Origin of the sequence: Halosimplex halobium, from assembly GCF_051414055.1 — an archaeon.
GTDB classification, from domain to species: domain Archaea; phylum Halobacteriota; class Halobacteria; order Halobacteriales; family Haloarculaceae; genus Halosimplex; species Halosimplex halobium.
The window spans coordinates 68879-83549 of the sequence record NZ_JBLKNX010000002.1 but is presented as its reverse complement, the minus strand read 5'-3'; the positions used below and the strand labels follow the sequence as shown (position 1 = coordinate 83549).

Sequence of the window (14671 nt, the reverse complement as noted above, 5' to 3'; positions counted from 1 at the left end):
AGGGTCAGTTCTCCTCGTCTTCCTCGGTTTCGACCGTGTCGATGACGTTGAGCGGCACGTCGCGGAGGGCGCCGCCCACGTCGCTCTTGGCGATGCGCTGGGCGTGTTCCTCGCTCTCGGCGTTGAACACCTCCATCTCCAAGACGAGGCCCACCAGAGCGGTGTCGGCGGCGATGTACGCCGAGTCGAACGGCTCGCCGCAGGCCGGACAGTTCGTCGAGCCCACGCCCACCTCGACGTAGTCCATGTCCTTCTGGTTGAGCCGCTTGCCCGCCTCGCTGATGGCGACGCCGATGGCGTCGTCGATGTTGTCCACGTCGTGAACCAACCAGGCCGCTTCCATCACTACGATGTAGTTCATACACGTTGCTCCGCCTTTCTCCGTAATCCTGTTTTTGGTCCGCTCCCGCCAGCGAGGCCTCCCGGCGGCCCGAGCCCCGCTCCGCGACCGCCGCGAGCCGCTGCGCACGTGACCCCAATCATGGCCATAACTTATGAGGATTCCCGGGCTCACCAGCGGACCCGTTACCTCGAAATCCGCACGAACGCCGATGTGGTTGTCTCCGGGACAACTCCGGTTGAACCGCAAGACGGCGCGGAGGCGAAACCACATGATTCTTCATCAACTACCCGGTGTCGTGGGGTAAAGTTTATATACTCCCTCGACTGGAGAACAGAGCATACCACGATGCCGACCACCCTGAACCGCGCAGCCGTCTTCGCAGTGTACCAGTTGACCCTGTTCGCCGGCATTCTGCTCATGCCGCTGGCGCTCGTGATGCGGAAGGCGGGGGTCACCCTGCCCGTCCACCGGGCGGTCGACCGCGTCAACGAGACCTACGAGGAGATGGACGCCGAACGCACGAACTGACGGAGCTACCTTCTGTCGTCGAACCGCCCACCGGCGAGCGACGCGTCGGCCCCGTGCCGTCGCCGGACGGGGGATCGAAAAGGTGGTTTTATCAGCACAGGACTGATACCCGACTACCATGCGCGACCCATCCGCAGGCCCCGAGTTCTCGGAGAATCTGCAGCGCCACGACGCGGGGATCCCCGACCCGACCGAGCCGGAGATCGGCTCGTTCCCCGACGAGTCCCCGCAGGGCGACCAGAACAAGGTCGCCGAGACCGGGACGACGACCATCGGCATCACCGCCGAGGACGGCGTCGTCGTCGCGACGGACATGCGCGCCTCGCTGGGCGGGCGGTTCGTCTCGAACAAGCGCGTCCAGAAGGTCGAGCAGATCCACCCGACGGCCGCGCTGACGCTGGTCGGCTCCGTCGGCGGCGCCCAGTCGTTCATCCGCTCGCTGCGCGCCGAGGTCGACCTCTACGAGGCCCGCAAGGGCGAGGACATGAGCATGACCGCCCTCTCGACGCTGGCGGGTAACTTCGCCCGCGGCGGCCCTTTCTTCGCCATCAACCCCATCCTCGGCGGCATCGACGACGAGGGCAGCCACGTCTACTCCATCGACCCCGCCGGTGGCGTCATGGAGGACGACTACACGGTCACCGGCTCCGGCCTCACCGTCGCCTACGGCACCCTGGAGGACCGCTACGAGGACGGCATGGACATGGACGAGGCCCGCTCGGCCGCCGTCGCCGGCGTCCGCGCCGCCGCCGAGCGCGACACCGGCTCCGGCAACGGCGTCTACATCGCCGAGGTCACCGAAGAGGGCGTCGAAATCGAGGACTACCCGGACTTCGACGGCGTCGAGTAACGCCGGTCCGTTCTCTCCGCTTCTCTCTCGCCGACCAGCCGCAGGGCTCGGGTCCCGGGCGCGGTGCCCGTGCCCTGGTCCGCTCGTTCGAGAGCCGCTGGTCTTCCGTGTCGACCGCGTCCCACTATGGTTAATGGGCGCCCTCCCGTGGAACCGATATGGACCTGTTCGGGACCGCGGGGATCCGCGGCGACACCCAGTCCCGGGTGACACCGGAACTGGCGCGGGCGGTCGGGCGCGCGGCCGGCGTGGACGGCGACTCGTTCGTCGTCGGCCGCGACGGGCGAACCACGGGCGAGGGGCTGGCGGCGGCCGTCGAGGCCGGACTGCTCAGCGCCGGCGCGGACGTGACCAGGGTCGGCCAGGTGCCGACGCCGGCGCTGGCCTACGCCGCCCAGCAGCGCCGCGGCGTGATGGTCACGGCCAGTCACAACCCCCCGGCGGACAACGGGCTCAAGCTGTTCGCCGACGGCCGCGAGTACGGCGACGACGCCGAGGCACGGATCGAACGCCGCGTCGCCGACGACCCCGACCCCGTCCCGTGGGACGAGTGGGGGTCGAGCGAGCACGCGGACGTGCTCGGCGCCTACCGCGACGCCGTCGCCGAGTACGCCCGCGACCACGGCGAACCGCTCGACGGCCTCTCGGTCGCGGTCGACTGTGGCAACGGGATGGCCGGCGTCGCGACGCCGCAGGTCCTCCGCGCGCTGGGCGCCGACGTGACTGCCATCCACGCCAACGTCGACGGCCACTTCCCCGGCCGCGAGAGCAAGCCCACGCCCGAGAGCCTGCGCGACCTGCGCTCGTACGTCGCCGAGAGCGACGCCGACCTGGGGATCGGTCACGACGGCGACGCCGACCGGATCGTCGTCGTCGACGCGAGCGGGCAGGTCGTCCACGAGGACACGATCGTCGCCATCCTCGCCGAGCACTACACGGCCCGCAGCGACGCGGCCGACCCCGTCGTCGTCACGACGCCCAACGCCTCCGCCCGCATCGACGAGCGGGTGCGGGCGGCGGGCGGCCGCGTCGAGCGCGTTCGGTTGGGTGCGCTCCACGAGGGCGTCGACGCCGCACGCGCGGCCGGCGGCGACGGCACCGAGGTCGTCTTCGCCGCCGAACCGTGGAAGCACATCCACACCGTCTTCGGCGGCTGGATCGACGGCGTCGCGAGCGCGGCGGTGCTCGCCCGCCTCGTCGCCGGTCCCGGCCTCGCCGTACTCCGGGATCCGGTGACCGAGCGACCCTACCGGAAGGTCAGCGTCGAGTGCCCGGACGACGACAAGGAGCGCGCGATGGCGCTGGTAGCGGAGCGACTCCCCACCGAGTTCCCCGACGCCAGCGTCGACACCGAGTACGGCATCCGGCTCGAACTCCCCGACGGCTCGTGGACGCTCGTCCGCCCGAGCGGGACCGAGCCGTACGTCCGCGTCTACGCCGAGAGCGAGGACGTGGCCGAGCTGGTCGACGCGGTCACGACCGTCGTCCGCCGCGCCGTCGCCGACGCCTGACTGCGGGCCGAACCGGGCGGGGAGTCAGCGCCGGGACAGTACCTCGTCCAGCGCCGCGGTCACCGCATCGAGGTCCTCGATGTCCCCACGGTCGAACGAGCGGTTCGAGTGGTACCACTTCGGGCGAGTGACCGTGAGCGCGTCGTCGGTCAGCTCGTAGCCGTCGACGGTGTCCCAGTCGTGGATCTGTCGCTCGACGCGGAGTCCGCCGTCGGCCACCGCGACCTCGCGACCGTCGGAGTCGGCCAGGATCGGGATCCAGACCCCGAACATGGCCGGGAGCCACCAGTACGAGAACTCCATGTCGCCCCCGAGCGCGAAGGAGACGGCGACGGCCGCGACGACGAGGACCGCCATCACACCGACCGCGATCCGGGTCTGTCGGCGCGTCTCCGGCGGATTTCGCGCCTCGAAGACGGCCAGTTCGGTCAGCCCGTCGATCCGCTCGCGGGTCCGCCAGTCGGCGGCGACGACGACGGCGACCACCCAGGCGAGCGCCGCCGCCGCGCCCCCGGTCCACGGCGTGAACAGGAAGGTCGGGATAGAGGTGGCACCGGTCCAGGCGGGCCAGAGCCACCCGAGCGGGGCCGCGAACCCGACGAGGATCCGCGGGAGTGTCAGCACCGCGTCGGGCCCGTCCAGCGTCGCGGTCGCCGCGAATCCCGCCGCGCCGCCGAGGATCGCACCCGCGGCGAACGAGGGCCACGTCGGCGCCGGTGCGAGCGTCGCCACCGGCGCGGCTAACAGCGCGACGTACGCGGCCAGGGACGCGCGAAGCCAGCGTCGCATCGTTCGGAAACTGTCTCCCCACCTTCAAGTTCGTTGTGTTCTGTCCGGCACGCCGTCACTCGATAGTTCGTTCGAGGAACCGGCGGATCGGCTCGGGACCCGCTGGTGGGAGATCCGCGAACAGGGGATCGGGCGACCCGCCCTCGTCGACGTGTGTCGCCTCGTAGACCGACTGGGCGTGGGTCGGCTCCGCCGCGAGCAGGTCCATCGCCACGCCTTCGCCCTCGATGTCTTCGACATCCTCGACCCAGACGTGGTTCAGGTCGCGTAGCTCGTAGAAGACCGCGTCCACGCCGGCGTCGTTCAGGGCGTCGAAAAACCGGTGGCTGTGTTCCACGTCGACCACCTCGTCCTCGCGGCCGTGCATCAACAGCGCCGGCGGGCTCTCGGGGGTAACGTGTGTGACGGGGCTGGCCTGTGCCCACCGCTCGGGGACTTCGGACTGGGGCCCGCCCAGCAACAGCGGGATGAGCCCGTCGTCTTCGCCATTCTCGTCCCCTCCGCGCTCGTCCGCGACGATCCCGAAGTCGGCGGCGCCGTACCAGCTGACGACGGCCTGGACGGCGCCGGATTCCTCCGGCGCGACGGTCTTCTCGACCTCGTCGGCGTAGGCGTCCCCGAGGTCGGTGACGTCGTCGACGACGCCCGCGAGGAGGGCGAGATGCCCGCCCGCGGACGAGCCCCACGCGGCGATCTGCTCGGCGTCGTAGCCGTACTCGTCGGCGTGGGCGCGGAGCCATCGGATCGCGGCTTTCACGTCGACGAAGTGGTCGGGGAAGGCGCCCCGCGGGGTGGGATTCGACGGGTCGTACATCTCTTCGACGGCCGCCCCGTCGGGAACCGCCTGGAGGCGGTAGCTGACGCTGGCGATCGCACAGCCCCACTCGGCGGCGTACCGCTCGGGGTCGGGGATGTTCGAGCGAGTCGCCGCGATCCATCCGCCACCGTGGACGTAGACGACCAGCGGCGGGTTCTCGCGCTCCGGGAGGTAGAGGTCGAGTTTCATCTCGCCCGCGTCGCGCTCGGCGTAGGTGATCCCCTTCCGAACGGTAGCTTCGGCCATTCTGTCACGAACGAGATAGTGTGAGCGTATAAAGATTTAAAATCGGTCCCGGTTCGACCGGCGGTTCGATGCAGTGCTGGCAGCCATACGGGCATGCTCCGGCCCATCAGGGGTACTGCAGGTCCCGAAATTCGAACCGCGCGCCGCCCTCAGACGACTCCGTCACGTCGACACGCCAGTCGTGGCCACGAGCGATCGCACGGACGATGTCGAGGCCGAGACCAGTGCCGGTCGACTTCGATGAGTGGCCGGGTTCGAAGACGCTCTCGCGCTCATCTGCGGGGATCCCTGGGCCATCGTCGGAAACAATGAACCCGTCTCCGTCGTCGAGATCGTCGACAACGACCGTGACGTCGTTACCGGCGTGTTCACGAGCGTTCCGGAAGAGGTTCTCGAACAGCTGTTGGAGGCGGTCCCCGTCGGCCAGTACGACCGCGTCGGTGTTCACATTGAGTTCCATCTCCCCCTCGTCGACGGTCTCCCACGCCCGGTCGGCGGTCGAATCGAGGCGGACCGGACGGAGGTCGCCGACGGCTCTGCCTTCCCGGGCGAGCGTGAGCAGATCGCTGATCAGGCTCTCGATCCGGTCCAGCGCGGTGGCGATTTTCTCCCGATGCTGTTGTTCCCCGGGAGCGTCCATGAGTTCGAGGTGGCCGGTCGCGACGTTCAACGGGTTCCGGAGGTCGTGACTGACGACGCTCGCGAACTGTTCGAGCCGGTCGTTCTTTTTCGAAAGTTCGGAGACGGCCTCCTGGAGATCCTTCTCGGTCTTCTTCAGGCTGGTCCCCTCGGTGATGATTGCAAACGCACGCTGTGCGTCGTCGTACTGGTACGGTATCAGCCGGAGGCGGTAGTATCGAGTGTCCCCGGACGACGAGATGGTGAACTCCCGCATGATCGAAGTCCCCGCCGCGACGGCGCTGTGGAGGTCCTCGTCGATGTCGTCGAGGTCAACTACAGACCCCAACCGCTGTCCCTCGTAGTTTCCATCTATCGGGAAGGTGGTCCGAAACTCGTCGTTCACGGCGACGATCGAAAACGCGTTCTCACGGATGGACAGATCCGCGACCGCGGTCGGAGCCTTCGCAAACAGCGACTTCCACCGGCGTCGATCGCGGTCAGCGGTTGCCAGGGCGGACCTGGTCCGACTGATCTTCGTGCCGGCGAACCCGCCTCCGACTGCTCCGCCGATAGCCGCTCGTACGACGGCGGCGGGCGAACCGGTGCCACCGCCCGCGATCCACAGCCCCAGCGCGGCGCCTCCAAGGGCCCCTCCGGCGCTCCACACCGCCACTGTCGTCCAGTCCACCCGATCGACGTGGCGGTGGAGATATCCAGCCAGCAACAGGGACGGCCCACCGAGCACGACCGCGATCAGCGCCTGCGACGGTGAAGCGGTCACACCCCATCGAACCAGCCACTGGCTTTCGATCGCGAGTTCCGTCACCGGGGCGTTTGCCGCCCCTACGTGTCGCGCGAGAGAGACATCCATTCCGTGGTCTGTCTACGATCATGCCACAGCGATTGTTAGCGTTGCGTCGAAATTCTCCGGGTTGATAACGGCTCTGTTCTACTAGACGCGGGAGTACGAGGCATCGACTCGGTGATGCCGACGCGGACGAAACCGACCGGATCGCGCTCTTCTCCCCGGTCTCCGGTGTGAAAGGGTTCTACGACGCCCAAACGAGTTATCGTCGACGTCCGTCTCGCGCTCCAGAAATCGTCAGAGCGTTTCGAGGAACGCCCGGAGTTCCTCGGTCGCACGCTCCCGTTCGTCCCAGAAGACGCAGTGTCCGGCGTCGTCCACGTGCGCGATCCGTCCGTCCGGGAGCAGGGCGGCTATCTCCCGTTCCCGCTCGCGTTCCGCCTCGTCCGCGTCGGCTTTCAAGAGTAGCGTCGGCGCGTCGATGTCGCCGTACGTCTCGGTGGGGTCGACGAACTCGGCCCCGGAGACCCGGGCGATCTCGGGTCGGAGCCGGTGCCTGGCTTCGGCGACCCGGCGCGCGAGGTCGGGCTGTCCGCGCTCGGCGAGGTCCCGAAACATCGTGTCGGCTTCGAGGAGTTCCTCGACGCTGTGGTCCTGCCACCACGCGATCTGCTCCTCGATATCATCGCCGCGATCCTCCTCGACATCGTCGCCCGGGTCTTCCTCGATCAGGTCGTCGTCGACCCCGTCGAGTATCCAGACGGGATCTTCGAGGACGACGGCCCGCGGCCGATCCGGTCGGCGGGCCGCGGCCGCCGTCACCGTGTCGGCGCCCATGGAGTGGCCGAACAGGATCGGGTCTTCGAGCGCGAGCGCGTCGAGCAGTCCGAGCAGGTCCGACGCCCGCTCTGGCGGACCGTACTCCCCCTCGGGGGCGTCGGAACGGCCGTGGCCGCGGGCGTCGTACAGCACGACGTCGAAGTCGTCCGCGAGTTCGCGGGCGAGGTCGAGCCGACAGTAGCCGTCGTCGGTGAAGCCGTGGGAGACGACGACCGGCGGACCCGACCCGCCGGTGCGGCAGTAGTGCAACTCGATGCCGTTCGCCTCGACGAAGCCGCGCTCCCACTGTTCCGGGACCTGTGTCTGTTGACTCATCTGTCAGGAACTCGCGATCGATAGGCAAAAAATCATGCGAGATCGTTCGGCCGCGTGGAGACAGGGGCCGGGGACGCGTCGTCCACAGTCCCGGTGGTTTACGACTCGTAGACGAAGCGTTCGACCACCGCGTCCGCCTCGCAGGTGGTCCCGTTCCCGGTCGCGTAGGGGCCGAAGAAGACGCCGGTGAACCCGGTGGCCACCTCCGTCGAGAGGTAGCGAGTCGCCGCCGAGGCGAGCTCCTCGCCGTCGACGCAAAAGCGGTAGTCGTCGGTGTCGGCCACGACGGCCAGGTCGGCCGATGCCCCGACCGAAGTGCGTCCGACTACGTCCGTCGCATCGCCGATACGGAGGCGGACGACGGCTTCCCGCCAGCCGTCCTGACGGGTCACGCCGAGTTGATAGTGGTGCCGTTCGTTGGCGACCACCGCGAGACCGGCCTCGTCGCCGTCGGCCGGGTCGAACGACAGCGACAGCTCGGCCCGGCAGTCGAAGGCAGTCTGGCGCCGGCCGACGAAGGTGGCCCCGGGCTCGTCGAGCGTCTCCGGACCGCCGCGGAGGGCGAGCCCGTCCGGACCCGTCCGATAGCGGTCGCGGTCGGGGTTGCGACGGAACTGCCACTCGACGCCCAGCCCGTCCGCGAAGTCGGTCTCGGTGTGTTCGACCGGGTTCGTCTCCGTCCGGCCCTCGCCGGGGAGCGGTCCGCTCATCTCGGCCCGGATCGGCTCCCCGTCGTTGACCACCGGCCAGCCGTCCTCCCACGTGACGGGAGCGAGGAACGTCTCGCGACCGAGATGGTGGTACCGCGGCCACGGGCCGCGCTGGCGGATGCCGAGACAGACGAGCCACCACTCCCCGTCTCCGTCCTGTACGAGGTCGGCGTGGCCGACTGCACGGATGTCAGCCCGCGGGCGACCCCAGTGCGTGAGCACGGGGTTGGCCGGACACCCCTCGTACGGACCGGTCGGGTCGTCGGCGCGTGCCGCGACGACCATGTGCCCCGCGTGAGTCCCCCCTTCGGCGAGAAGCAAGTGGTACGTCCCGTCCCGTTCGAAGATGTGTGGTGCTTCGACGTGGGGATCGCGAAAGCCCGTCCATATCGTCCGCGGTTCGCCGAGGTCGCCGGTCTCGACGTCGAGTTCGGCCTGTCGGATCGGGTTCTCGGTGTCCTCCTCGTGGTACGTGAAATAGCAGGTGTCGCCGTCGAAGAACAGATCGGGGTCGAACCCCGGCGCGTCCACCCACGTCGGGTCGGACCACTCTCCGGTCGGGTCGTCGGCGGTGACGAGCAAGTGGCCGTCGCCACTGACGTTCGTCGTGACGAGGTAGAAGGTCCCGTCGTGGTGCCGGAGCGTCGGTGCGAAGATGCCGCCGGACGGACCGACATCCCGGAGCGCGAGCTGGGAATCCCGGGTGAGTGCGTGACCGATGGGCTCCCAGTCGACGAGGTTCTCGCTTCGATAGAGCGGGACTCCGGGAAAGTACTCGAACGAACTGGTCGCGAGGTAAAAGGTGTCGTCGGCCCGGCAGACCGTGGGATCGGGATGAAATCCCGGCAGTATCGGGTTCTCGTACCGCATGGATATCGTTTCTCGAAAAATGGTATTCATTCTGTCGATTCAGCCGACGCGTCGCCGTTCCCTGGCGTACACGCGTCGACTCGTCGCGACGGCACCACAGGGCCGACGGCTTAAGTGCCGTCCGCCGCTCGGTACGGCCATGAGTGACCTGCTGGACCGCGCTCGCGAAGCGCGCGGGAACGCCTACGCCCCCTACTCGGAGTACGCCGTCGGCGCGGCGCTGCGGACCGCCGACGGGACCGTGTATACGGGCTGTAACATCGAGAACGCCAACTACAGCAACAGCCTCCACGCCGAGGAGGTCGCGCTCGGGTCGGCCGTCCGCGACGGCCACCGGGAGTTCGACCGGCTGGCCATCTCCTCCGCGGCGGAGGACGGCGTCACTCCTTGCGGGATGTGTCGCCAGTCGCTCGCGGAGTTCTGTCCGGAGTCGTTCGTCGTCGTCTGCGAGGGCGAAGACGGCCCCGTCGAGTACGAACTCGGCGAGTTGCTGCCCGAGGCGATCTCCCGGGAGATGGTCACCGATGAGTGAGGACACTCCTGCCAGCGAGGACCCGAACGACGGCGAGCAGTACCACCTCGAAGTCTCGCCCGGCGACGTGGCCGACAGCGTCCTCCTGCCGGGCAACCCCGAGCGCGTCGAGAAGATCACCGACGGCTGGGACGCCCACGAACTCGTGGCCGAACACCGCGAGTACCGCACGGCGACCGGGAGCTACGACGACACGCCCATCTCGGTCACGTCGACGGGGATCGGCTCGCCCTCGGCGGCCATCGCCGTCGAGGAACTCGCCCGCGTCGGCGTCGACACGCTCCTCCGGGTGGGCTCCTGCGGCGCGATCCGCGAGGAGGCGTCCGTCGGCGACCTGGTCATCACCGCCGGTGCCGTCCGCCAGGAGGGGACCAGCGACGAGTACGTCCGCGAGGACTACCCCGCGAGCGCGGACGACCGCGTCGTGGGTGCGCTCGTCACCGCGGCCGAGCGGCTGGGCTACGACTACCACGTCGGGCTCACGGCCAGCACCGATAGCTTCTACGCCGGACAGGGCCGCCCCGGATTCGGCGGGTTCGAGGCCGCGGGGAGCGACGAACTCGTCGAGAACCTCCGCGAGGCGAACGTGCTCAACTTCGAGATGGAGGCCGCGGCGATTCTGACGCTCGCCAACCTCTACGGACTCCGGGCGGGCGCGGTCTGCACCGTCTACGCCAACCGGGTGACCGGTGAGTTCCGCACCGAGGGCGAGCGCAAGGCCGCGAAGGTGGCGAGCGAGGCCGTCTCGATCCTCGCCGAGATGGACGACGCCGCCGACGCGGCGGGCGTCGACCGGTGGCACCCAGGGCTCGGACTGGGGGAGTGACTGGCCGGGTCCTCACTCCGGACGCCCGCTGTCCTCGACGGCGACCTGTTCACTGGCCCTCCCGGCGGCCGCGCCCCCCGGGTCGGGACCCGGGCCGGTCACCTACCTCGAACCCGGCCAGCAGCGACCGCAGCCGCTCGGCGCGGCGGGCCTCCTCGACGGTCGCCGTCGTCTGGGCCTGCGTCTCCTCGACGAGTTCCTCGATCTCCGTCGCCGATGGGGTCGCCGATCTCGGCCATCCGGTCGTCGAGCGCCTCGACGCGGTCGGCCGTCGAGCCGATCGCCGCGCGGCTCTCCTGCGTGTTCTCGATCGCCGTCCGCGCGGTCTCGGCACCATCGTCGGCGATCTCGGCCGTCTCCCGGGAGGTCTCTGCGACCGTCTGCGCGGAGGCCGCCACCTCCTCGACCGTCGCCGACAGGTCGCTCATCTCCGCCGACACCGCGTCGAGCTGCTCGGACTGCTCGCCCGCGCCCTCGGAGATCGCCTCGATCGACTCGCGCACCGCCTCGCTGGCCGCTTCGACCGCCGCGGCCCCGTCGTCGGCCTCGGCGCTCGCCTCGCCGACCTCCGCGGCGAAGCCCTGGACTCCGCCATCGCCGACTCCGTCTCCGCGTTCATCTCGCTGAACGCCTCGGCGATCCGCGTCATCGCCTCGCTCTCGCTCTCGGCGTCCAGCCGGACGTGCAGGGCGCCGTCCGCGGCCCGCGACATCGCCGCGCTGTAGTCGTCGGCCTTCGCTTCGAGGTGGTCGTTCAGCCGGTCGACCTCCCGCCGGCGCTCCTCGGCCCGTTCCTGGGCCGCCTCGGCCTCGGCGTTCGCCCGTTCGATCTCCGCCCGCTTTCCTCCAGGTCGGTGACCTGCTCGCGCTTCTGCTCGGCCTCGCGGGGCCGCTCGGTCGCTTCCTCGCGGAGCCGCTCGGTCGAGTACCAGTGCGACATCGGCGCGGCGGGCAGCGCAAGCACGAACACCCCGTGGATCAGCCCCCAGGCCCACGGGTTGGCGATCGCGGCCTCGTGGTTGTACACTCTGCTGGGGTTTATCATCCCGAAGACGCCGTGGGTGAGCACCACCTTCCCGACCCCCAGCGCGAACGGGACCCAGTCCTCGTAGACCGCGACGACCGCCATCGCGACGAAGAAGTGGAAGTGCGCCTCGATGAAACCGCCGGAGAACTGGACGAGGACGATCGACGCCGTCAGCAGGCTGACCGTACCGAGCGCGGTACGGGCGCGTCGGGGTCGTCGTGAGAGGCTTGCCGCGGCGATCAGCCCGACCAGAACGCGAGTTCGAGCAGGACTGTCGACAACGGGATGACGGGTATCGTCGCCCCCGAGAACGTCGTCTCGGGCCCCTCGAAGGCCCCCAGCAGAAAGAGAACGGGGGCGTGCGCGAGGACCACGAGGAGGATGTTGCGGTGGCGCCGCCGCTACGCCTCGTCGGGGATCGTGTCCCCGCTCGGGATGTACTCGACGAAGGTTCGGAGACTGGACCGCAGCCCCCCGGTCGCTGCGGCCGGTTCGGTGGCTCCCTCGGCTGGCATACAAGCTCGGAGGACTAGCTCGAGGAACGCACACTGGCCCGAGAATCAGCCGCTGAAACGCCCGATTCGGCCGGCTGCGGCCGGGTGGTCGCAGATCGCCCGTCCGGAGTCAGGCAGTCGCGGCTCGCTTCAGGATCTGCGGCGTGACGACCAGGTCGAGGACGGCCACCGCGTACGCGATCAGCTGCGCAGTTCCGTCGAGGAAGAGGTACGCGACGACAGCGATCGCCAGCGCGCCGGAGGCACCGATACCGTACCTGATAGCGGGGTTCGCCAGGGGGTTCTGCTGCGACATCGGACTGGGGATGAACCGGTCGGCACAAACCCGTTGTGATTGACGTTTTCTGCCCGGGCTGTAAACCTGGTGAGACCGTCGGGATGCCGACGACCGTCGGCGACGTATCCGGCGGGGTAGACCCACGGAATTACATGTCGGGCCAGGCGTCGATGGCGTTGCCGATCGAGGACACGTCGGCGATCCAGCGGGCGGCGATGCCCTTCTTGAGGATCTCGGCGGGTTTGCCGCCGAAGGTGGAGATAGGGAGGAACTTCACGTCGTGGGCGACGGCCTCGTCGCCGACGGAGACGACGGTGCCCTTGTCGTCGTAGGTCCACTCGGTCAGGGGCTGGCCCTTGACGCGGCGGGCGAGGTTCTCGCCGGCGACCTCGGCGGCCTGCCAGGCGGCCTGGGCGGTCGGCGGCGCGGGGTCGTCGCCGGGCTGGTCGACCAGGGCGGCGTCGCCGATGGCGAACACGCGGTCGTCGTCGGTCTCGAAGGTCGTGTCGGCGAAGATGCGGTTGGAGCGGTCGTCCTTGTCGACGTTCGCGTCGGCGACCGCCTCGCGGCCGGTGATGCCGCCGGTCCAGACCAGCACGTCGTAGTCCATCTCCTGATCGTCGCCGATGTAGACGGTGTCCTCGTCGACCTCGCCGATGAACTCGCCGGTGTGGATGTTCACGTCCGCCGCTTCGAGGCGCTTGCGGAGCGCGCCCTGGAGTTCGGGGTCGCTGTTGGGGAGCACGCGGTCGAGCCCCTCGACGAGTTCGATGTCGACGTTGGCGCCGTAGTCGTCGCGGTACTCGGCGATCTCGCCGGCGGTCTGGATGCCCGAGAGGCCGGCACCGCCGACGACGACCGTCGCGGGGTCGTCGCGGGTCGCCTCGGCCGCCGCCTCCGAGACGGCGTCGTGGATCGAGAGGGCGTCGTCGAGGCTCTTGAGCGTGTGGGCGTACTCTTTCAGGCCCTCGATGCCGAAGAAGGCGGTGCGCGAGCCGATCCCGACCAGCAGATAGTCGTAGGACACGTCGTCGCCGTCCGCGAGTTCGACGACCCGGTCGTCGGTGTCGACGCCCTCGACCGTGGCCTGGCGGAACGTCGTCGACGGCGACTTGACCTCCTCGACCGGGATGGTGACCTTCTCGCGGACGCTCGGGTCGCGGATACAGCGGTGGGACTCGTGGAGCACGAGGTGGTAGTCCACGTCGGATATCCAGGTGACGTTGGCCCGACCGTCGAGATGGGATTCGAGGCTCTTGACCGCACCCGCGCCCGCGTAACCGGACCCGAGCACGACGACGTTGTCGCTCATGCGAGCGACTCGGGAGGCGGGCGATACAAACCCTACGAATCCGTCGCGAGAATCGGGCGCTCCGACGGCCGTCTGTCACGAAAATACAGGACCGACGGTGCCGATCGAGTCAGCCGAGACGAACGACGGGCGGCTCGGGGCCGCCCGGATCGGAGTCCGGGAACGTGGAGTCCGGGAACGTGGAGTCCGGGAGCACGGAGCCGGTGGGATCGAGAGAGCGAAGCGAGTGGACCGGTCGACGGGGCGGCCGCCCGGTCAGTGCTCGGGTTCGCCGGCCGGCGCGCGCATGTCGTCGATGGTGAGGATGAGCTTGTTGTTGGTGTCGTCCTTGCCTTCGAGGGTGCCGATGATCTGGAGCTTCGAGAGCGGCGTCGGACCGACGGTGATGGTGTCGCCCTCGTGGAAGTCGGCGATCGACCCCTGGAGCTTGATCTCGGCGCGGCACTCCTCGGGGTGGTGGACGCTGGTGAGGTCGATCTCCTCGACGTTGGCGTCCTCGATGTCCGAGCCGTTGTGGGCCAGCGGCACGTCGGCGGCCTGGTCCATGTCCTGGATCTGGAGGGCGTCGTAGGCGGTGGCCGTCGGCTTGTACCCGCCCTTCGGGCCGGGGACGCCCTCGACCAGCTGGAGGGCCTTGAGACTCTGCATCTGGTTGCGGATCGTCCCGGGGTTGCGGTCGACCTTCTCTGCGATGTCCTCCCCTTTCACCGCGCTCTCGGACTCCCGGTAGAGATTGACCAGCTCCTGCAGGATGTTTTTCTGGCTGGGCGTCAACTCGATTGATGACATACCCGCGTTTTGGTCATAGATTTTATTAAAGCCGGCGGTGACCGACCGCGACCGCGGCAAGATTCACCGGCCGCCGGCCCGAGCCCGCGGCAGTCAGTCCCTCACACGGTCGATCCGCTCGCGGTCCGACGATAATGGGACGATTTATT

17 protein-coding genes are annotated in these 14671 nt (G+C 69.0%); 5 read left to right on the top strand and 12 right to left on the bottom strand.

Annotation, left to right across the window (positions count from 1 at the left end; genetic code table 11):
• Nucleotides 1-4: 4 nt before the first annotated feature.
• Nucleotides 5-361 carry a DUF555 domain-containing protein gene (locus tag ACMGFG_RS02895; RefSeq protein WP_436928854.1) on the bottom strand — a complete coding sequence of 119 codons (357 nt, stop codon included), beginning with the start codon at nucleotides 359-361 and terminating at the stop codon, nucleotides 5-7.
• Between the two features lie 327 nt (nucleotides 362-688).
• Between ACMGFG_RS02895 and ACMGFG_RS02890 the strand changes: the two genes are divergently transcribed.
• The 3 genes from ACMGFG_RS02890 (at nucleotide 689) to ACMGFG_RS02880 (ending at nucleotide 3232) form a co-directional block, all read left to right on the top strand.
• Complete coding sequence (locus ACMGFG_RS02890; RefSeq protein WP_436928853.1) at nucleotides 689-871, top strand: hypothetical protein; 183 nt, start codon at nucleotides 689-691, stop codon at nucleotides 869-871.
• 118 nt (nucleotides 872-989) lie between these two features.
• Entirely contained in the window at nucleotides 990-1721 is a 732-nt protein-coding gene (psmB, locus tag ACMGFG_RS02885) for an archaeal proteasome endopeptidase complex subunit beta (RefSeq protein WP_436928852.1), read from the top strand.
• 158 nt (nucleotides 1722-1879) lie between these two features.
• Complete coding sequence (locus ACMGFG_RS02880) at nucleotides 1880-3232, top strand: phosphopentomutase/phosphoglucosamine mutase (protein ID WP_436928851.1); 1353 nt, start codon at nucleotides 1880-1882, stop codon at nucleotides 3230-3232.
• Nucleotides 3233-3256: 24 nt separating this feature from the next.
• Here ACMGFG_RS02880 and ACMGFG_RS02875 read toward each other — a convergent pair whose 3' ends face one another.
• From ACMGFG_RS02875 to ACMGFG_RS02855, 5 genes are all read right to left on the bottom strand, one after another.
• Nucleotides 3257-4021: a DUF5673 domain-containing protein gene (locus tag ACMGFG_RS02875; RefSeq protein WP_436928850.1), complete on the bottom strand. Its 765-nt coding sequence runs from the start codon at nucleotides 4019-4021 to the stop codon at nucleotides 3257-3259.
• 55 nt (nucleotides 4022-4076) lie between these two features.
• Entirely contained in the window at nucleotides 4077-5084 is a 1008-nt protein-coding gene (locus ACMGFG_RS02870; protein WP_436928849.1) for an alpha/beta hydrolase fold domain-containing protein, read from the bottom strand.
• Between the two features lie 106 nt (nucleotides 5085-5190).
• The gene (locus tag ACMGFG_RS02865) at nucleotides 5191-6576 is read right to left on the bottom strand and encodes a sensor histidine kinase (protein ID WP_436928848.1); all 1386 of its coding nucleotides are present in this window, start codon (nucleotides 6574-6576) and stop codon (nucleotides 5191-5193) included.
• A gap of 231 nt (nucleotides 6577-6807) precedes the next feature.
• Complete coding sequence (locus tag ACMGFG_RS02860; RefSeq protein ID WP_436928847.1) at nucleotides 6808-7665, bottom strand: alpha/beta fold hydrolase; 858 nt, start codon at nucleotides 7663-7665, stop codon at nucleotides 6808-6810.
• 98 nt (nucleotides 7666-7763) lie between these two features.
• Nucleotides 7764-9245, bottom strand: coding sequence for a glycoside hydrolase family 43 protein (locus ACMGFG_RS02855; protein WP_436928846.1), 1482 nt, complete (start codon nucleotides 9243-9245; stop codon nucleotides 7764-7766).
• 139 nt (nucleotides 9246-9384) lie between these two features.
• Here ACMGFG_RS02855 and cdd point away from each other — a divergent pair, with 139 nt between their 5' ends.
• Nucleotides 9385-9777 (top strand): cytidine deaminase, encoded by a 393-nt coding sequence (cdd, locus tag ACMGFG_RS02850; RefSeq protein ID WP_436928845.1) that lies wholly within the window; start codon nucleotides 9385-9387, stop codon nucleotides 9775-9777.
• Entirely contained in the window at nucleotides 9770-10603 is an 834-nt protein-coding gene (locus tag ACMGFG_RS02845; RefSeq protein WP_436928844.1) for a nucleoside phosphorylase, read from the top strand. Before cdd ends, ACMGFG_RS02845 begins: the two co-directional genes overlap by 8 nt.
• A gap of 98 nt (nucleotides 10604-10701) precedes the next feature.
• Here the strand turns inward: ACMGFG_RS02845 and ACMGFG_RS02840 are convergent, their stop codons facing one another.
• The 6 genes from ACMGFG_RS02840 to ACMGFG_RS02815 all read right to left on the bottom strand — a co-directional run bounded on the left by ACMGFG_RS02840 (nucleotide 10702) and on the right by ACMGFG_RS02815 (nucleotide 14522).
• The gene (locus tag ACMGFG_RS02840; protein ID WP_436928843.1) at nucleotides 10702-11106 is read right to left on the bottom strand and encodes a methyl-accepting chemotaxis protein; all 405 of its coding nucleotides are present in this window, start codon (nucleotides 11104-11106) and stop codon (nucleotides 10702-10704) included.
• Between the two features lie 250 nt (nucleotides 11107-11356).
• Nucleotides 11357-11731 carry a hypothetical protein gene (locus ACMGFG_RS02835; RefSeq protein ID WP_436928842.1) on the bottom strand — a complete coding sequence of 125 codons (375 nt, stop codon included), beginning with the start codon at nucleotides 11729-11731 and terminating at the stop codon, nucleotides 11357-11359.
• Nucleotides 11732-11868: 137 nt separating this feature from the next.
• Nucleotides 11869-12003 carry a hypothetical protein gene (locus tag ACMGFG_RS02830; protein ID WP_436928841.1) on the bottom strand — a complete coding sequence of 45 codons (135 nt, stop codon included), beginning with the start codon at nucleotides 12001-12003 and terminating at the stop codon, nucleotides 11869-11871.
• Between the two features lie 250 nt (nucleotides 12004-12253).
• Nucleotides 12254-12439: a hypothetical protein gene (locus ACMGFG_RS02825; protein ID WP_436928840.1), complete on the bottom strand. Its 186-nt coding sequence runs from the start codon at nucleotides 12437-12439 to the stop codon at nucleotides 12254-12256.
• A gap of 130 nt (nucleotides 12440-12569) precedes the next feature.
• Entirely contained in the window at nucleotides 12570-13733 is a 1164-nt protein-coding gene (locus ACMGFG_RS02820; RefSeq protein ID WP_436928839.1) for an NAD(P)/FAD-dependent oxidoreductase, read from the bottom strand.
• 255 nt (nucleotides 13734-13988) lie between these two features.
• Nucleotides 13989-14522 carry an HTH domain-containing protein gene (locus ACMGFG_RS02815; protein WP_436928838.1) on the bottom strand — a complete coding sequence of 178 codons (534 nt, stop codon included), beginning with the start codon at nucleotides 14520-14522 and terminating at the stop codon, nucleotides 13989-13991.
• Nucleotides 14523-14671 lie beyond the last annotated feature (149 nt).